The following is a 16,927-nucleotide window of genomic DNA, read 5'->3' as shown; positions in this document are numbered from 1 at the left end:
GGGCTTCGCGCGCCCCCTTCTGACCGACTCCGGCTCCAGCTCTGCGACAGAACCCACAGTACGGGCCCTGCTTCCATTACCGCACTGTTCGGGCGCGGATGCGCTCATCCCCGAGGACGACTGAGGAGCCACCCGCTCCGGCGTAGGGAGGAGGTGATTCCCCGGGTGAACCCCAGGGGTCCCTCAGGGTTCCGAGGCGTACGCATCGTCCCCTCTGTCCCCTTACAGACGTCCGGTGTTGCCGGATCGTTCCCCGTGGCGCTGGGGTCCAACCCCGGGCACCCCGTACCCTTGGGTTTTGTGTTCCGTAGCCGTGCCAAGGAAGAGAAGGCCCCCGTCGCCGACAAGGCGCAGGTGACCGTCTCCAAGCAGCCCCGTGACCCGCAGGCCCCCAAGGGCCGCCCCACGCCCAAGCGCAGCGAGGCCCAGTCGCAGCGCCGCAGCGTGGCCAACACGTCGATGACGCGCAAGGAGGCCGCCAAGCGCGCCCGCGAGGAGCGCCGTGCCGCGCTGGAACGGCAGCGTCAGGCGCTCGCCGGCGGTGACGAGCGGTACCTGCCGGCCCGTGACAAGGGTCCGGTCCGCCGCTTCGCGCGCGACTTCATCGACGCGCGGTTCAACATCGCGGAGTTCTTCCTGCCGATGGCCGTGGTCATCCTCGTGCTGAGCATGGTGCGGGTGGCCGCGCTGCAGAACATCGCGCTGCTGCTGTGGCTCGTGGTGATCGTCCTGATCGTGCTGGACTCGTTCGTCACCGGCTTCCGGCTGAAGAAGCGGCTCGCCGAGCGCTTCCCGGACGAGAACAAGCGCGGCGCCGTCGCCTACGCCCTGATGCGCTCCCTCCAGATGCGCCGGCTTCGGCTGCCGAAGCCGCAGGTCAAGCGCGGGGAGCGACCCTGAGCGCTGCGCCGTTCACCGGGGGTGCGGCCGACGCCTGGCTCAGCAAGGTGGGCGGCCTGCGTGATGTCGTACGACAGGAGCTGGTGGCCCGGCAGCTCGAGGAGCAGATAGCCGGGCGGTTCCCGGTCGGGCAGCGGCTGCGGGTGCTCGACGTGGGGATGGGCCAGGGCACGCAGGCGCTGCGGCTTGCCCGGGCCGGGCACCAGATCACCGGTCTGGAGCAGGACCCGACGATGATCGCCGCGGCGCGTGAGGCGCTGTCCGGCGAGCCGGAGGGCATCCGGGAGCGGATGCGGATCATCGAGGGCGACGGCCGGGACACGGGCGTCCATTTCCTGCCGGGCAGCTTCGACGTGGTGCTCTGCCACGGGGTGCTGATGTACGTCGAGGAGCCGGATCCGCTGCTGGCGGGGCTGGCCCGGGTGCTGGCGCCGGGCGGGCTGCTGTCGCTGCTGGTGCGCAACGGGGACGCGCTGGCGATGCGGCCGGGGCTGTCCGGCGACTGGCAGGGCGCGCTGGCCGCGTTCGACACCACCGCCTACCGCAACCGTCTCGGTCTGGACGTACGGGCCGACCGGCTCGCCGCGCTGACCGACACCCTCGCCGGGATCGGGGCTCCGCTGCACGCCTGGTACGGCGTGCGGGTGTTCACGGACACGGCGGCGGACGGGGCCGAGGCGCCGGCCGACCTGGAGACGCTGCTGGCGGTGGAGGAACGGGCGGGGCGGACGGATCCGTACCGCGGGGTCGCGGCGCTGCTGCACCTGTGCGGGGTGCGCGGCTGAGCCCGTTCGGGCGTACAGCGCGGGCCCGTGCCGGGGCCCGGAGGCCAGACTCGGGGGCATGGAAGCTCATCCTCTCCGGGCGCCGCGCCGTGCCGCGGTCCTGCTGTGCGGCCTGCTCGGCGTCCTCGGCGTCCTTCTCGCCGGATGCACCTCGGACGGCGGTGCGGCGGGGGGCCGGGCCGAGCGGACCGGCGAGCGGACGACCGCGCGGGCCGCGGCGCCGGTCGCGGCGGGCGATCTCCAGAGCGACTACCAGAAGGTGATCCGCGACGTCCTGCCGTCGGTGGTGCAGATCCAGGGCCGCGAGGAGCTGGGCTCCGGGGTGGTCTACGACGACAAGGGCCACATCGTCACGAACGCGCACGTCGTCGGCGACCAGCGCGACTTCCGGGTGACCACCGCCAACAGCGAGGAGCGGCTCACCGCCCGGCTGGTCTTCTCCTACCCCCAGCAGGACCTGGCCGTGGTGAGGCTGGACCAGCCGCCGCAGGGGCTGCGCCCGGCCGTCTTCGGGGACTCCGCCAAGGTCGAGGTGGGGCAGATCGTGCTGGCGATGGGGTCCCCGCTCGGGCTGTCGTCGAGCGTGACGCAGGGGATCGTGTCGGCGACCGGACGGACCGTCACCGAGCCCAGCGGCGGGGGCGGTACGGGGGCGACGATCGCGAACATGGTGCAGACGTCGGCGGCGATCAACCCGGGCAACAGCGGGGGCGCGCTGGTGAACCTCGACGGTCAGGTCATCGGCATCCCGACGCTGGCCGCGACCGATCCCGGGCTCGGCGAGGGCGCGGCGCCCGGCATCGGGTTCGCGATCCCGGCGTCGATGGTGCGGACGGTCGCCGACCAGATCGTCAGGGACGGCCGGGTCACCGACTCGGGGCGGGCGGCGCTCGGCATCACCGGGCGCACGGTCGTCGACCGCGCCTATCAGCCAATCGGGGTGGCCGTCGTGGAGGTGCGCGACGGCGGGGCGGCCGACCGGGCGGGCCTGGAGCCCGCGGACGTCATCGTCCGCCTCGGCGACACGGACATCACCACCATCACCTCGCTCCAGGAGGCCCTGGCCGAGCTGCGGCCGGGCCGGCGGACGACGGTGACGTACACCCGTGACGGCGCCGAGAAGACGGTGGACGTGACGCTGGGCGAGCAGTGACGGGGGGCGCCCCGGCGCGGGCCGCCCCCTCCTCCTCGTGACCTCCCGAAGGGATCTGCGGCTACGACTCCTGCGCGGCCTCTTCCGCGTGCAGGCTCATCGGGCCGTAGACCTCGGTGCCGTCCTCGAACAGCCGCACCTGGTCCGCTCCCCCGGCGAGCAGGTCCTTCCAGTGCTCCCCGATCCACGACTCGGCGTCGCCCTGCGTGGTGAACTCCTCGGGCTGCACCGCGGGCTGGACCTCCGTCCCGTCGGCCTTCTCGAACCGCCACGTCCATGCCGCCATGTACGCCTCCCAGGTGTCGGCACCAGCAGAGCAGTGGGCCCGGATCTTGGTCCGGCTCCTGCCCTGAAGCCTAGCCGGACGCGCAAGACCTGCGGGGACCCGGGAAAATCGGGTCCGTGGAACTGACTCTGCTCGGCACCGGTGCCCCCGCGGGACTCCCCCGCCCCGACTGTCCCTGCGCGGCCTGCGCTACCGCGCTGGGGCCCGACGCGCGGGCGGCGACCGCGCTGCTCGTGGACGGGGCGGTGCTGCTGGACCTGACGCCGGGGGCGGCGTTCGCGGCGGCGCGGGCGGGCCGGTCGCTGGGCGGGGTGCGGCAGGTGCTGCTCTCCCATCCGCACCACGGGCCCGCCGTGGAGGTGCCGGCGGGGGTGCCGCAGCCCGGGCGGGTGCCCGACGGGCGCGAGTTGGCGCTGCTGACGGGGCATCGGGTGCGGGCGGTGGCGATGGACGCGCCGGGCACCGGGTACGCGGTGACCGGGCCGGAAGGGCACCGGCTGCTGTATCTGCCGCCCGGGGGCGCGCCGGCCGGTCTGGAGGAGGGCACCGCGCACGCGGAGCCGTACAACATGGTGCTGGCCGATGTGGTGGGGCGGCCGGACGCGCTGGCGCGGCTGCGGGCGGTCGGGGCGCTGGGGCCGACGACGGACGTGGTCGCCGTCCACCTGGACCACGATGTGCCGCCGGGGGCCGAGCTGACGCGCCGGCTGGCGGCGGCGGGGGCGCGGGCGGTGCCGGACGGGACGACGCTGACCGTGGGGGCGTACGAGGACGTGCCGGATGTGCCGCGGCGGACGCTGGTGCTGGGCGGGGCGCGGTCCGGGAAGTCGGTGGAGGCGGAGCGGCGCCTGGAGGCGTTCCCGGACGTCGTGTACGTCGCCACGGGCGGGACGCGCGGCGGCGACGGGGAGTGGGCGGCGCGGGTGGCGGCGCACCGGGAGCGGCGGCCGGGGTCGTGGCGGACGGTGGAGACGTGCGACCTGGTGCCGCTGCTGAAGGACGACGGACCGCCGCTGCTGATCGACTGTCTGTCGCTGTGGCTGACCGACGCGATGGACGCGGTCGGGGCGTGGGACGACGCGGAGTGGGCCGACGGGGGTGAGCGGGCGCTGCGGGAGCGGGTGCGGGAGCTGGCCGGGGCGGTGCGGGAGACGCGGCGGGTGGTGGTCGCGGTGTCGAACGAGGTGGGGTCCGGGATCGTGCCGGCGACGGCGTCCGGGCGGCGCTACCGGGACGAGCTGGGGCGGCTGAACGCGGCGGTGGCCGCGGAGTGCGAGCAGGTGCTGCTGGTGGTGGCCGGGCAGGCGCTGGTGCTGCGGGGCTGAGATGCCGGCCACGGTCCGGGTCCACGGCAGCCGGTGCGGGGCAGCCGGTGCAGGGCGCGGGCTCAGGTCCGGGGCCGGCGCGGGGTGCGGGTCCGGGGCCGCGTTCGGTACGGGCCCCGGGCTCGGCTCCGCGGCCGGTGCGGGCCCCGGGCTCGGCTCTGCGGCCGGTGCGGGGCGCGGGCTCAGGTCCGCCGCCGGTACGGGGCCTGGGCGATCACCCGGTAGGTGTTCGAGAAGCCGGTGTGGCGCAGCAGCGGGGCCAGGGTGTGGTCGGCCGCCAGGGCCGCCACGGTCAGTGGGGCCGTCGCCGCGGCCAGGGCGGTGCGCAGCGCGCGCTGGGCCTCCGTCGGCGGGATGGGGCGCCAGGGGGCGTCGGGGGACGGCAGCAGATGGGCGAGGAGCAGGGTCGTCGCCACGGACAGGTCGTAGGGGGCGTGGAGGCGGTCGGTGCGCAGGATCCTGCAGCCGTGGTGCTCCAGCTCCGCGCGGAGGTTGGCCGGGGGGATGAGGTGGAGGTGGCGGGGCTGGGTGTGCGGCAGCCACCAGCGGCCGAGGAAGGGGGCGAAGAGGCTCGTCGGGTCGGGGAGTTCGATGAGGATCCGGCCCCCGGGGCGGAGCAGGCCGAGCGCCGCGTGGAGGTCGGCTCGCGGGTCGGGGCTGTGGTGCAGCTGGTGCAGCAGGCTGACGACGTCGTAGCGGGCGCGCAGCCGGCCGGTCACGGCGCGGGTCGTCAGCCGGCCCACGTACGCCTCGTCCAGGCGTTCCGCCTCGGCGGCCTTCAGGACGCGCGGGCTGGGGTCGAGTCCGTCGAACGCGGTGTACGGGAAGAACTCCCGCGCGGCGGCCGGGAAGTCGGCGTCCCCCGTGCCGACGTCCAGCCAGCCCTCCGGTTCCCCGTACGGCAGCATCACGCGGGCGGTGGCCCGCAGCCGGCGCCGGGTCCGGCGCGCGCGGCCCGGGTCGGGCTGCGGATAGCGGAAGTGGAACGCCATGCCCTCGGGGGTGAGGCGGGGGTTCTGGAAGACGTGCGCGCACTCCTGGCACCGGTCGACGGTGAAGGTGCCGGGTCTGCCCTGGAGGGGGTCGGAGGCGGTGAACCGGGTCCGCAGGTCCCGGGACCCGCACCAGGGGCAGTCCTCGCGGCGCGGGCCGTGGAACCGTTCGGTGCCATGGGCGAGTTCGGCGAGACAGGCGGCCCGGCGGCGGGCGCCCACCTGCGGGGCGGAGGGCGTGGACGGCATCGGCGGCTCCCGGATGGACTCGGGCATCACAGGTACATACACGTACGCACGCATGCATACCCGGACACATGCGTGTACACAGGCAAAGGGAACGTATGGGATGGCGATCTTGGGTGCAACGACGTAGTGACCGCGTGGTGCCCCTGCGGCACCGCCCTGTTCGGCCGGTGCCGGTACTGTTCGGCGAATGAGCTCGCTTAATCTCGACGACTTCACCGATCTGATCGAGCGCCCCGACGGTGGGGTGCGCCGGGACGCCGAGGCGCGCCGGGAGCGCCAGATCGTGCCGCCCGGATCGCTGGGGCGCCTCGACGACCTGGGTGAGTGGCTGGCCGCGGCGCAGGGCACCGCGGTGGTACGGCCGGTCGAACGGCCGCGGGTGCTGCTGTTCGCCGGTGACCACGGGATCGCCGCGCTGGGCGTCTCGGCGCGGCCCGCGGGCAGCGCGCACGAGCTGGTCCGCGAGGTGCTGGAGGGCGCCCGCCCGGTGGCGGTGCTGGCCCGGCGGCTCGGGGTGCCGGTGCGGGTGGTGGACATGGCGCTGGACTGCGATCCGGGCATGTTCCCCGAGGACGTCGTACGGCACCGGGTGCGGCGCGGCAGCGGGCGGATCGACATCGAGGACGCGCTCACCCCCGAGGAGGCCGAGGCCGCGTTCCGGGCCGGAGTCGCGGTGGCCGACGAGGAGGCCGACTCGGGGACGGACCTGGTGGTCCTCGGCGACATCAGCGTGGGCGGCACCACGGCCGCGGCGGTGCTCGTCGCCGCGCTGTGCGGCACCGACGCCTCGGTGGTCACCGGGCGCGGGGGACTCGCCATCGACGACCTGGCGTGGATGCGCAAGTGCGCGGCGATCCGGGACGCGCTGCGCCGTGCCCGGCCGGTGCTCGGGGATCAGCTCGAGCTGCTGGCGACGGTCGGCGGCGCGGATCTGGCCGCGATGACCGGGTTCCTGTTGCAGAGCGCCGTACGGAAGATGCCGGTGATCCTGGACGGCGTGGTGGCCGCCGCGTGCGCCCTGGTGGGCCAGCGGATCGCGTTCCGGGCGCCGGACTGGTGGCTGGCCGGGCACGACAGCGGTGAGCCGGGGCAGGCCAAGGCGCTGGACCGGATGGCGCTGGAGCCGCTGCTCGGCCACGGGGTGTCGGTCGGCGAGGGCGCGGGCGGTGTGCTCGCGCTGCCGCTGGTGCAGGCCGCGGCGGCACTGGCGGCGGAGCTTCCCGAGAAGGCCGTCGAGAAGGCCGCCGAGAAGACCTCCGAAAAGGCCGCCGACACGGTCACCGAGAAGGGCACCGAGCAGGTCACCGAGCGGGAAGAGGCCGAGGCCGCCGCGGAGTGAGCGACCCGGCTCACGCCGGTTCCGCTGAACTCCGCCCCGTTCGGCGCGGTCTTACCGAGCGATGAACACGCTCGTCCGCTTCGCCCGCGCCGAATGGGGACCCCTCTGCGCGGCCCTGCGCGGTCCCCTTCTCCGACGACGGCTCGCGGCCGTCCCGCTGACCGTCGGGGCGGTCTGCCTGACCGCCGCGCTGCACGCCGTGCACGGCACGTCGTGGGGGTACGGCCTCGTGCAGGGCGCCGGCACCGTGCGCGCGGCGGATCCGCTGTGGCTCGCCCTGCTGCGCACGCCCCTCTCCCTCTTCGTCCCGGCCCTCGACCTGCCGGTGTGGGGCGCGCTGGCGCAGATCCTGGTCGTCTTCGGCATCGCGGAGATCTGTCTCGGCCGCCGCCGCACCCTCGCGCTCGCCTACGCCGCCACGCTCGCCGGGACCCTGTACGCCCGGCTCGGCATCGCGCTCGGCCCGCACACCCCGCTGGGGCTGGCCGCGTCGGACGCGCGGGTCGTGGACACCGGGCCGTCGGCGGCCGTGGTGGGGCTCGCGGTGTACGTCGGCCGGCGCTACCGCGCGTATGTGACGGCGGGCGCGGTGGGCGTGGCGATGGTGGCCGAGGTGCTGGTGAAGGAGAACCTGGCCGGCAAGGAGCACCTCGCGGCGATCGCGGCGGTACTGGCGCTGTGCGCCGTGGAGTCGGCGCGTCAGCGACGGGCGGGAACGCGGACGGGCTCGGCGCGCCGGTGGTGCTCCGGGGCCCGGACGGGGGTGGCACGCCGGTGGTGCTCCAGAGCCCTCGGGGGCGGCGCGTCAGCGGTGCTGCGGGGCACGGACGGACACGTCGCGTCACGGACGGCCGAGGGCCCGGACGGGTAGGCCGCGTCCGGGGCGGTCCAGGGCACGCTCGGGCGCGGCACGTCAGGGACGGTCCAGGGCACGGTCGGGCGCGGCACGTCAGAGGCGGTCCAGGGCACGCTCGGGCGCGGCACGTCAGGGACGGTCCAGGGCACAGTCGGGCGCGGCACGTCAGGGACGGTCCAGGGCACAGTCGGGCGCGGCACGTCAGAGGCGGTCCAGGGCACGCTCGGGCGCGGCACGTCAGGGACGGTCCAGGGCACAGTCGGCGCGGCACGTCAGGGACGGTCCAGGGCACAGTCGGGCGCGGCACGTCAGAGGCGGTCCAGGGCACGGTCGGGCGCGGCACGTCAGGGACGGTCCAGGGCACAGTCGGGCGCGGCACGTCAGTGGCGGTCCAGGGCGCGGACCGGCTCGTCGGGTGCGCCGCCGATCCAGTCCTGCAGCTTGCGGGAGGGGCCCGTCCAGCGGCGGTCGTGACGGTAGGCGCGCAGGGCCGAGCGGGCGCGGGCGCGCGGGCGGCGGGCGTAGAAGCGGCGGGCCCACAGGGAGCCGGGGCGGGCCAGCCGGATCGCGCCGATCAGGGCGACGAGCGGCACGATCGCGCCGAACAGCGCCATGCGCAGCTTGCCCTTGAGGAGGGCGACGAGGGAGAAGACGAAGTTCCCGACGATGGTGGAGATGACGGTGCCGCGCCCCTGGCGCTCCTCCTCGTCGACGCCGTCGACCCCGAACGGGGAGAAGCCGGACAGGACCAGGCCGACCAGGGCCACCGTCACCACCACGACCTCGACGCTCTTGCGGCCCGCCTCGCTCCAGTACACGTCGTCGAGGTGGAGGATCAGCGCGAACTCGTCGAGGACGAGCCCCGCGCCGATCCCGAAGATCACCGCCCACACGACCGGAGCGAGCCCATGGCGTCCGCTGGCCACCGCGCCGAAGCCGCCGATGATCGTGAGCACGACACCGGGGACGACATGGTGGATGTGCACTCCCCCCGCCCCCTGGACGTTGCCGAACGGCCCCTTGCCCGCCCGGATCAGGCGGGTGATCAGCCGCGTGACGAGGAAGGTCAGCACGAAGGCCGCGAGGGCGAGCAGGAGGGGGAGCTTGCCGGGCTCGATGATGTTCCGTTGCAGCCACTGCCCCATGCGTTCCAGTCTGGCCCGATTCGCCTTCGGGCGCCGTCCGGGAAGCCCCCAGGCCCCGTCCGGAGAAGCCCGGGCCTCGTCCGGGGAAGCCCGGGCCCCGGGGCGCCGTCCGGGCCGTCGCGTACCCTTCCGCCGTGTCCCCGATCTCGCCGCCCGCACCGGTCCCGCCACTGCACGGCCTCCGCTTCGCCTTCGGCACGCTCACCGTCCTGCCGGTGAAGGTGACCCGCTGGGACCGGGAGGCCGCCCGGGGCGGGATGCTGTGCGCGCCGGTCGCGGGGCTGGCCGTCGGCGCCCTCGCCGCGGCGGCCGGGGTGGTGCTCCTGCTGCTCGGTGCCGGTCCGCTGCTCGCCGCCGTGGCCTCCGCCGCCGTACCGGCCGTGCTCACCCGGGGACTGCACCTGGACGGGCTGGCCGACACCGCCGACGGGCTGGGCAGCGGCAAGCCCGCCGAGGACGCGCTGCGGATCATGAAGCAGTCGGACATCGGCCCGTTCGGGGTGATCACCCTCGTCTTCGTGCTGCTGGCCCAGGTGGCCGCCCTCGCCGAGGCCTACGACGGCTCCTGGGCGCGGGGCGCGCTCGCCGCGGTCGTGTCGGCGGGCGCCGCCCGGCTGGCGCTGACCCTGGCCGCCCGCACCGGGGTGCCGGCCGCGCGCCCGGAAGGGCTGGGGGCGGCGGTCGCGGGGGTCGTGCCCCGCACCGGGGCCGCACTCGTCACGCTGCTGGTGCTCGCGGCGGCTGCGGGCGGCGGCGCGCTGCTCGGGACGTACGACCTCGGCCGTGCGGTGCTCGCGGTGGTGCTGGCGGTGGCCGCGGCGGAACTGCTGCTGCGGCACTGCACGCGCCGGTTCGGCGGGGTCACCGGCGATGTGTTCGGCGGGCTCGCCGAGACGGCGGCGACGACCGCGCTGGTCGTCCTCGCCCTCGGATGACGCGAGGGCTCAGCAGGCCCGGCGCCACACCCCCAGCTCGTACCGCTTCAGCATCGAGCTGAGTCCCAGCCGCCGCGCCTCGGGGCAGAAGGCGCGCGTGGACATCTCGTACTCGACGTGGAAGACGGCCTTGCCCGCCTCGACGAACGGGGTGAGGGCGGCGCACTCGCGGTACTGGGCGCACTGCTCGTTCACCGCGAAGTCGAAGTCGCCGACCAGTTCGGGGATCTGGTCGAGGTCGTTCTTCAGGCCCACCGCGAGGCCCCGCTCGTGGGCGAGGCGGGCGATGAGCCGGTTGTAGCGGAGCTGGTCGGCGGCGGTGAGCGGGAAGCCGGTGCGGTTGCGGTAGCCGTCCATGTTGTCCGGCTCCACCGCGTCGAAGCCCTTGTCGCGGCACATGTCGAGGCGGGCCGCCATCAGCGGCTCCAGGACGTCGGTGCGGCGGATGTCGAGCCAGCGCTCGCCCGGCCAGCCGTTGCCCTTCCCCAGCACGGACTCCGGGAACTTCCCGGCGTCCGGGCGGAACTCCTCCCAGGCGCCGGTGGACAGGTAGCAGATCACCTTGCGGCCCCGGCGGTGCAGGTCGGCGACGGTGTCCGCGTCGTGGTCGAAGCCGTCGATGTCGTACACCGGCACGTCGACCGTGGGGTCGAGACGGCCGCTGAGCTGCCACTGCCAGGGGGTGCCGGGGCGCGGCTGCCAGCGCTGCCCGGACGGCCGGTCCGGCTTGTCGTCGGGGGCGGAGGTGCAGCCCGCGACGAGCAGCAGCAGGGCGAGCAGCAGGATCGGGCGTCTCACGGGTCGGGCTCCAGGGTGTGCGGCAACGTACCCCACGGATGATCGCCGGTGCCGGGCACCGCGCAGTGCACGGCGGCGCCGCGCTCGCGGGCCGGTCCGGCCAGGTCGGCGCCCGCCGGGACGCCGTAGACCAGGTGGCACTCCCGCGCCCCGGTGCCCGGCCAGGGGCGCGGCGGCCGGGTGCGGTACGTCGTCCAGTCCCCCTCGAAGGTGACGACCACGTCGGCGATGCGGGCGTAGCAGGGGTGGGGCGGCGTGCCGTGGTTCAGCACGAGGGTGGCGCAGCCCGCCGCCCAGGCTGCGCTCGCGAGGCGGCGGTAGTGGGCGAACTCCTCGGGTCCGGCGGCCACCTGGTCGAGGAAGGCGCCGTCCGTGCCGTACCAGGCGCGGTGGCGGTCGAGGTCGCGGGCCACGTCGGCGTGGGGGCGGCGGCCGTAGTCGGTGTCGGCGTACCCGAGCACCCGCACGTCCGCGGCCCGCAGCCGGGCGGCGACCTCGGCGAACGCCGGGTCGGGCGCCTCGCCGGGGCCGCTGGCCGGGTTGAGGACCACGCCGTACAGGCGGGGCGCGGCGGCGACGATCGCGTCCCACTCGGCGGGGCGGACGGACGGGTGCTCGTAGTACGGGACCAGCAGGGTGCTCATCGGTGGGCGGTCGCCCTCCCCAGCAGGACGCAGACCAGCACGGCCTGTACGGCGGCACAGACGCCGTGGACGGTCACGGCGACCCAGTGCGGCGTGCCCGTGTGGGTGACCAGGGCGAGGGTCTGGACGAGGGCGGCCGTGCAGCAGACCGCCGCCGCGCCGTGGATCGCGCCGAACGACTGGAGCAGCAGCCCGGTCCACAGCACCACCCCGAGCAGCAGGAGCCCGGCGAGGCGGACGCCGGCGGGGGCACCTCCCTGCCCGAGCGGGAGCCCGCCGGGCCCCGGGGAATGCGGCCACAGGGCGGACGCGGCGAGGGCGAGGGCGGACAGGGCGGCGAGATAGCCGGCCAGGCAGCGGACGACGATCAGCGCGGTCGTACGGCGGAAGGCGCTGGGGGTGCCGGCGGAGCGCAGTCCGGCGAGGCTGCCGCTGCGGAAGCGGTACAGCAGCCATTCGGCGGGGCCCATGGAGAGGGTGAGGGCCACCGCGGCGGGCGCGGCGACCGCGCTGTGCGCCTCGCCGGCCGGCACGTCGCCGAGCGCCGTGTACAGCACGAGGACGCCGCTGCCGAGGCCGAACAGGGCGTACGGCACGGACGCGGTGAGCCGGGGTCCGCCGGTGCGGTGCTCGAGCGGGCCGAGCGGCCCGAACGGCAGCAGCGCCGTCAGGCCCGCCGTCCAGCTTCCCTCGCCCAGCTCGCGCAGCGCGGGCGCCACCTCGCGCAGGGCGAGCGCCGAGACCACGGCGAGCGAGCCGAGCAGCAGGGTGATCCGGGTCGGTTCGGGCACCTCGGTGACCAGGGCCGCCACGGCGCCCGCCGCCATCGGCAGCAGCGCGACGAGCAGGGCCCGTTCGCGGCCCATGACCAGCAGGGTGGTGGCCGCGCCCAGATACCAGGACTGTCCGGCGGCGAAGGCGAGCGCGGCCGGGTCCGCGGTGCCCGCGACGGCGAGCGCGGTCAGGGAGCCGAGCAGCGCGCCGAGGGGTGCGCCCGCCAGGAGGCAGCGGCGGGCGGCCGAGCGGTCGCCGAGGCCGAGCCAGGAGTAGGCGCGGTGGGCGAGGCCCTGGTTCCACGTCCAGCCGGTGAGGGCGCCCGCGAGGAGCGGGACCGTGCCGGCCGGGAGCCCGAAGTCGCCGTCCGGGCCGGCGAGGAAAGGCCCGCCGAGGACGTAGGCGAGGCCCGGCAGGGCGAACACCACGCCGCGCAGCAGACAGCCCAGCAGGCCTGCCTGCCAGGGGTCGTGGACGGGGCCGTCGGGTTCGGGGTGGCGGCGCTCCACGCGCGCGTACAGCTCCTCGGCGAGCGCGAAGGAGTCCTTCACGCCGTACCGCTCGCGTATCCGGTCGTCGGAGAGGCCGTCGGACTCCAGCAGCGCGGCGATCTCGTCGGGGTGGACGGCCGCCGCTATGAAGTCCTCCAGGCGCTCGGCGAGTTCGTCGAGCGGGTCGGGCTCCGCCCAGCTGGGGGTGGCGCGCTGCCGGGGGATCGCGGGCAGGCTGTCGGGGCGGGCGCCCGGCGGCAGCCAGACGTTGCCGCTCACCAGCCGCTCCCGTCCGTCGCCACGGACGCGTACCAGGGGTCGCGCAGCTCCAGGGTCCAGTCGGCGACCGTCTCGACCGTCGGCTCGTACACCTCGGGCGCGCCGGCCAGTTCCCGGTAGATCGTGCGGAAGTTGTCCACGGAGCGGCGCAGGGTGAACCGGTCGATGACCCGCTGGCGGCCCAGTTCGCCGAGGCCGCGGCGGCGTTCGTGGTCGTGGAGCAGGGTGAGCGCGGCGGCGGCCATCTTCTCCGGCTCGCGCGGCGGCACCACCAGACCGGTGTCGCCGACCGCCTCGCGCACGCCGCCGACGTCCGTGGAGACGGTCGTACGACCGCAGGACATGGCCTCGATGATGGAGAACGGGAAGCCCTCCGAGATGGAGGACAGCATGACGATGTGGCCGGCGGCGTAGGCGCGCCAGACCTCGGTGACGCGGCCCTCGAAGGTGAGGCCGTCGCTGACGCCGAGTTCGGCGGCGAGCTTCTCCAGCTTCGTGCGGTAGGCCTCGCCGCCGGGCGGGACCGGGCCGAACAGGCGCAGCCTGGTCTCCGGGATCTCGGCGCGGACCAGGGCGTAGGCGCGGATCAGGGTCTCCAGGTCCTTGATCGGGTCGACCCGGCCGCACCAGGTGAGGGTGGGGACGTCGGGTTCGGGTCCGGCGTGCGGGAAGGCGGCCGGGTCGACGCCGTTGTAGACGGTGCGGATCTTGGCGGCGTCGGCGCCGCCGCGCTCCTCCCAGCGGCGGTTGTACCGGTTGCACGGGGTGATCAGGTCGGCGGAGCGGTAACCGTGCGAGTTCAGGGCGCGCCAGAAGCCGAGTATGAACGCCTTCACCGGCCAGCGTCGGCTCTCGTGGCGGTGGCCGAGGTAGCGCTCGCGCAGGTAGATGCCGTGCTCGGTGAGGAGGAACGGCACCCCGTCGAGGTGGCGGGCGGCGAGCGCGGGGAGGGTGGCGAGGCCGCTGCTCACGGCGTGCGCGACCGAGTCCTCCGGGATGCGTGTCCCGAGCGGGCGCAGGGCGTGTTCCAGCAGGTCGGTGGCGGTGAGCGCGTCGTGGACGGTGGGGCGGGCGGCGGCGGTCGGCAGATGCGGCATCGTCCATATCCACATCAGCGAGCGCAGCGCGGTCTCGGTGCGCAGCGCGGCGGAGAGGCGGCCGTCGCGGGCGAGGCGGGCCAGCTCGGTCAGGGCCGCGCCGAAGTCGCAGGGGGACTCCGGGTCGAGGAAGGACAGCAGCAGCTGTTCGTAGGCGTCGACGAAGCGGCGGCGGGCCCTGCCGTGCGGCGGGCGCCGGTGGCCGGGGCGCGGGCCCCAGGTCGGCACGGTGGTGTGCCGGTAGACGTTGGGCGGCAGTTCCCAGGTCACGGGTTCCCGGCCGCTGCCGGTGAGCGAGACGATGTGGAAGTCGACCTCGGGCATGCCCTTGACGAGCTGGTCGCACCAGGTGCTGACGCCGCCGTGGACATGCGGGTAGGTGCCTTCGGTGAGCATGGTGACGTGACGTCCGGTACGCATCGCTGCGCGGCTTCCCCCCTGTTGTGCGGATGCTGTGCGGGGAACTGCCGCCCGTCGTCCGGCCGCGCGCCGTCACGGGCTGGTCGCGCCCCGCGGCGGAGCCGCATGTCAATGCAGCCCCGCGCCCCTGGAGCGCGTTGCGCTCACGGGAGTTTCAAGGTGACCGCGGATTGCAGTGCCTCGGGTGCCGTCCAGGCGGAGCGTGCCCCTGCGTACGGGGTGCCGAACGGCGTGGTGCCGAGGAGGAGCTGCTTTCGCGTGCCCTCCGGGGCGGTCACCGGGATCTGGGTGCCGGACGGTGCCCTGACGGTCACGGTGTTGCCGATGCGGTAGGCGGTGACCTGGTTGTTCGCGATCGCCGTCCGCCAGGCGGCGCGGCGCTTCAGCTCGGTGCCGATGGCGCTGTGCCGCGGGTTCTCCAGCGGGGTGTTGTCGGCGAACAGGGCCCGGTAGTCGGCGAGGACCTTGTCGAGGACGGGGTAGAGGATGCGGTCCTCGGCGAGGTTGGACTGGTGCACGTAGTGCGGGCGCGGGTCGTTGCCGAGGGCGTGACCCAGGGCGATGCGGGCCTCCTGCGGGACGATGTGGGTGTCGTAGCCGGTGGTGACGTCCAGCGGTTCGTCGAGGCAGGTGGAGGTCGGGTTGTTCTCGCAGACGCCGCTGCCGCCGTCCGCCTTCGAGGTGTAGACCCAGTTGTACTCGTCGGTCATCTCGGCCTCGGTGCCGACGTTGTAGTACACGTTCATCGGGTGCCGCGGGACGGTCACCGCGGCGCCCACCGGGCGCTGCTCCGGCTCGCGTGAGTTGTCCGAGGCGATCCACTTCACGCCGGTGTCGGCGAGGGCGCCGGCCAGGTTCGGGTTGTCGTCGGGCTGCTGCGGCAGGGTCTTCAGGCCGGAGTGCTCGCCGGTGACCAGCTCGGTGCGGTCGACCGGGAGGCCCTTGGCGACGGCCCACTGGTGGTTGTCGCGGATCTGCGCGGCGATCTCGGCGCGGCTCATGTACCGGGTGGAGCCGTCGGCGTTCTTCGCGCAGCTCCACGGCACGGTGGAGGTGTCCTGCACACAGCCCAGGAAGGGGTGGGTGTAGGTGTGGTTGATCCAGCGGTACTGCGCCTTGTCGGCGAGGAGCCGGTCGGTGAGCGGGTCGGTGCCGCCGTGCTCGGCCTTCCACTGCTCGCCGGAGCCGGCGTTGTAGACCATGTCGAGGGTGAAGCCGCGCTCGCGCTGCCACCGGGCGGCGTAGGCCGCGTCGGCGGCGGTCATGCGGATCGGGGTGGTGGTGTCCTCGCCGCCGTCCGCGCAGTCGATGTCGCCCGGGGTGCAGTTGCGCTCGGTGTCCCAGCGGGCGTCGGGGGCGAGGACGTCGTCGACGTGGACCGCGAAGTGGTTGCGGTCGCGGCCCAGGTGGACGCCCTGGGTCAGCCATTCGACGATGCCGCGGGCCAGCACCCGGAACTGCCGCTGGTGCGCGTTGTAGGCGAACGTCACCACCAGTTCGCGGCGCCCGTCGTGGGCGTACTCCCCGACGAGGCTGCCGCGGCCGGTGGAGCCGGGCACGGGGATGTCGACGTAGCTGGTGAAGCCCGTCCGGGGCCGGGCCACGTAGCCGTAGCTCTCCTGGACGGCCGGGTCGTTGTCCTCGAAGGCGAGGGCGCCGTCGAGGTAGCCGAACCAGCCCGCCTTGCCGGCGGCGGTGACGGACGCCTCGCGCCCGTCGAGGGCGCCGGCCCAGCCGCCCTCGCCGGTGTAGTCGAGGCCGACCCCGGGGTGGGCCCAGGTGTAGGCGTCGACCTGCGGGATGCCGTACGTCCGCTCGTAGTTCTCCAGCGCGGTCTGCTCGGCGGAGCCAGTGCCGAAGGGGGCCTCGTTCGGCAGGACGACGCCCTGGTACTTGGCGCGGGGCGTGCCGTTCACCGTGTCGCTGAGGAACGCCGGGGTGACGGTGGGGCGGCCGGGGTCGTTCAGGTCGATCGTGGTGTACGGGATGCCGGTGCCGCGCAGTTGCGCGGTGATGGCCTGGACGGAGCTGTCCCCGTTGTCCACCACCAGCACCCTCAGGTCGATCCGCGGCTCGCCGGCCGCCGACGCCCCGGGTGCCCCCAGCCCCAGCGTCATCAGTGCGGCGGCGGCCGTGACGGCGACCGTTTCTCTCCTTGTGCGCGCGCGTGGCGCCATGATGGTTCCTCCCCCCAGAAGATCCTCCATGCCCTCGGTTCCGCGTGAAGGGTCCGGCTCTCCGGTGAGCCATCCACGGAGGATCATGTGGAAATCATGCAAAGCGGCGAGCGCGGGGCTCACCGGAACCCGACGAGTGTGACTCAGTTCATGGAGTGCGAGGATCGGGAAATGGCCACGACGCCACTCAGAGGTGAACGCCCGCAGGCGTGAGCGAACGAACCCGCGCGCGTAGTCTCGTCCCAGGTGCGCGCCGCAGTGACGCGGACCCCGTTGAGACCA

15 protein-coding genes are annotated in these 16,927 nt (G+C 74.7%); 7 read left to right on the top strand and 8 right to left on the bottom strand.

The window, feature by feature from the left end:
• The first annotated feature begins 255 nt into the window (after nucleotides 1-255).
• From ACIG0D_RS05060 to ACIG0D_RS05050, 3 genes are all read left to right on the top strand, one after another.
• Entirely contained in the window at nucleotides 256-900 is a 645-nt protein-coding gene (locus ACIG0D_RS05060) for a DUF3043 domain-containing protein (protein ID WP_399796315.1), read from the top strand.
• Nucleotides 901-983: 83 nt separating this feature from the next.
• Nucleotides 984-1,685: a class I SAM-dependent methyltransferase gene (locus ACIG0D_RS05055; protein WP_399796363.1), complete on the top strand. Its 702-nt coding sequence runs from the start codon at nucleotides 984-986 to the stop codon at nucleotides 1,683-1,685.
• Nucleotides 1,686-1,743: 58 nt separating this feature from the next.
• Nucleotides 1,744-2,838 carry a S1C family serine protease gene (locus tag ACIG0D_RS05050; RefSeq protein ID WP_399796314.1) on the top strand — a complete coding sequence of 365 codons (1,095 nt, stop codon included), beginning with the start codon at nucleotides 1,744-1,746 and terminating at the stop codon, nucleotides 2,836-2,838.
• Nucleotides 2,839-2,899: 61 nt separating this feature from the next.
• On the opposite strand, the gene ACIG0D_RS05045 is transcribed toward ACIG0D_RS05050, so the two are convergent.
• Nucleotides 2,900-3,124, bottom strand: coding sequence for a hypothetical protein (locus tag ACIG0D_RS05045; RefSeq protein WP_399796313.1), 225 nt, complete (start codon nucleotides 3,122-3,124; stop codon nucleotides 2,900-2,902).
• Between the two features lie 116 nt (nucleotides 3,125-3,240).
• Between ACIG0D_RS05045 and ACIG0D_RS05040 the strand changes: the two genes are divergently transcribed.
• Nucleotides 3,241-4,449: a bifunctional adenosylcobinamide kinase/adenosylcobinamide-phosphate guanylyltransferase gene (locus tag ACIG0D_RS05040; protein ID WP_399796312.1), complete on the top strand. Its 1,209-nt coding sequence runs from the start codon at nucleotides 3,241-3,243 to the stop codon at nucleotides 4,447-4,449.
• A gap of 182 nt (nucleotides 4,450-4,631) precedes the next feature.
• Here the strand turns inward: ACIG0D_RS05040 and ACIG0D_RS05035 are convergent, their stop codons facing one another.
• Nucleotides 4,632-5,717, bottom strand: coding sequence for a class I SAM-dependent methyltransferase (locus ACIG0D_RS05035; protein WP_399796311.1), 1,086 nt, complete (start codon nucleotides 5,715-5,717; stop codon nucleotides 4,632-4,634).
• Between the two features lie 160 nt (nucleotides 5,718-5,877).
• Here ACIG0D_RS05035 and cobT point away from each other — a divergent pair, with 160 nt between their 5' ends.
• Both cobT and ACIG0D_RS05025 read left to right on the top strand, forming a co-directional pair.
• The gene (cobT, locus tag ACIG0D_RS05030; RefSeq protein WP_399796310.1) at nucleotides 5,878-7,029 is read left to right on the top strand and encodes a nicotinate-nucleotide--dimethylbenzimidazole phosphoribosyltransferase; all 1,152 of its coding nucleotides are present in this window, start codon (nucleotides 5,878-5,880) and stop codon (nucleotides 7,027-7,029) included.
• 61 nt (nucleotides 7,030-7,090) lie between these two features.
• The gene (locus ACIG0D_RS05025; protein WP_399796309.1) at nucleotides 7,091-7,900 is read left to right on the top strand and encodes a hypothetical protein; all 810 of its coding nucleotides are present in this window, start codon (nucleotides 7,091-7,093) and stop codon (nucleotides 7,898-7,900) included.
• 365 nt (nucleotides 7,901-8,265) lie between these two features.
• Here ACIG0D_RS05025 and ACIG0D_RS05020 read toward each other — a convergent pair whose 3' ends face one another.
• Complete coding sequence (locus tag ACIG0D_RS05020; protein ID WP_399796308.1) at nucleotides 8,266-9,030, bottom strand: hypothetical protein; 765 nt, start codon at nucleotides 9,028-9,030, stop codon at nucleotides 8,266-8,268.
• Between the two features lie 134 nt (nucleotides 9,031-9,164).
• On the opposite strand from ACIG0D_RS05020, the gene ACIG0D_RS05015 reads away from it, so the two are divergent.
• Nucleotides 9,165-9,965, top strand: coding sequence for an adenosylcobinamide-GDP ribazoletransferase (locus ACIG0D_RS05015; RefSeq protein ID WP_399796307.1), 801 nt, complete (start codon nucleotides 9,165-9,167; stop codon nucleotides 9,963-9,965).
• 9 nt (nucleotides 9,966-9,974) lie between these two features.
• Here ACIG0D_RS05015 and ACIG0D_RS05010 read toward each other — a convergent pair whose 3' ends face one another.
• The 5 genes from ACIG0D_RS05010 to ACIG0D_RS04990 form a co-directional block, all read right to left on the bottom strand.
• On the bottom strand, nucleotides 9,975-10,763 hold the full coding sequence (locus ACIG0D_RS05010) for an endo alpha-1,4 polygalactosaminidase (protein WP_399796305.1): 789 nt from the start codon (nucleotides 10,761-10,763) through the stop codon (nucleotides 9,975-9,977).
• Nucleotides 10,760-11,407 carry a spherulation-specific family 4 protein gene (locus tag ACIG0D_RS05005; RefSeq protein WP_399796303.1) on the bottom strand — a complete coding sequence of 216 codons (648 nt, stop codon included), beginning with the start codon at nucleotides 11,405-11,407 and terminating at the stop codon, nucleotides 10,760-10,762. Before ACIG0D_RS05005 ends, ACIG0D_RS05010 begins: the two co-directional genes overlap by 4 nt.
• Complete coding sequence (locus ACIG0D_RS05000; protein WP_399796301.1) at nucleotides 11,404-12,951, bottom strand: hypothetical protein; 1,548 nt, start codon at nucleotides 12,949-12,951, stop codon at nucleotides 11,404-11,406. Before ACIG0D_RS05000 ends, ACIG0D_RS05005 begins: the two co-directional genes overlap by 4 nt.
• Nucleotides 12,948-14,468, bottom strand: a complete 1,521-nt coding sequence (gene pelF / locus ACIG0D_RS04995) for a GT4 family glycosyltransferase PelF (protein ID WP_399796299.1) — start codon at nucleotides 14,466-14,468, stop codon at nucleotides 12,948-12,950. The genes ACIG0D_RS05000 and pelF overlap by 4 nt, the downstream gene beginning before the upstream one ends.
• 143 nt (nucleotides 14,469-14,611) lie before the next feature.
• The gene (locus ACIG0D_RS04990; RefSeq protein ID WP_399796297.1) at nucleotides 14,612-16,645 is read right to left on the bottom strand and encodes a hypothetical protein; all 2,034 of its coding nucleotides are present in this window, start codon (nucleotides 16,643-16,645) and stop codon (nucleotides 14,612-14,614) included.
• Nucleotides 16,646-16,927 lie beyond the last annotated feature (282 nt).

The organism is Streptomyces sp. NPDC052773, assembly GCF_044547145.1.
GTDB lineage: Bacteria > Actinomycetota > Actinomycetes > Streptomycetales > Streptomycetaceae > Streptomyces.
Note: the sequence above shows the minus strand (reverse complement) of the source record. Positions and strands in the feature narration are given on the sequence as shown.

What these genes read in the sequence shown, in the direction of transcription:
- cobT (WP_399796310.1), top strand. Translation starts at nt 5,878, where the DNA reads ATGAGCTCGCTTAATCTCGACGACTTCACCGATCTGATCGAGCGCCCC.
- ACIG0D_RS05020 (WP_399796308.1), bottom strand. Translation starts at nt 9,030, where the DNA reads ATGGGGCAGTGGCTGCAACGGAACATCATCGAGCCCGGCAAGCTCCCC.
- ACIG0D_RS05035 (WP_399796311.1), bottom strand. Translation starts at nt 5,717, where the DNA reads ATGCCCGAGTCCATCCGGGAGCCGCCGATGCCGTCCACGCCCTCCGCC.
- ACIG0D_RS05050 (WP_399796314.1), top strand. Translation starts at nt 1,744, where the DNA reads ATGGAAGCTCATCCTCTCCGGGCGCCGCGCCGTGCCGCGGTCCTGCTG.
- ACIG0D_RS05025 (WP_399796309.1), top strand. Translation starts at nt 7,091, where the DNA reads ATGAACACGCTCGTCCGCTTCGCCCGCGCCGAATGGGGACCCCTCTGC.
- ACIG0D_RS05005 (WP_399796303.1), bottom strand. Translation starts at nt 11,407, where the DNA reads ATGAGCACCCTGCTGGTCCCGTACTACGAGCACCCGTCCGTCCGCCCC.
- ACIG0D_RS04990 (WP_399796297.1), bottom strand. Translation starts at nt 16,645, where the DNA reads ATGGCGCCACGCGCGCGCACAAGGAGAGAAACGGTCGCCGTCACGGCC.
- ACIG0D_RS05045 (WP_399796313.1), bottom strand. Translation starts at nt 3,124, where the DNA reads ATGGCGGCATGGACGTGGCGGTTCGAGAAGGCCGACGGGACGGAGGTC.
- pelF (WP_399796299.1), bottom strand. Translation starts at nt 14,468, where the DNA reads ATGCGTACCGGACGTCACGTCACCATGCTCACCGAAGGCACCTACCCG.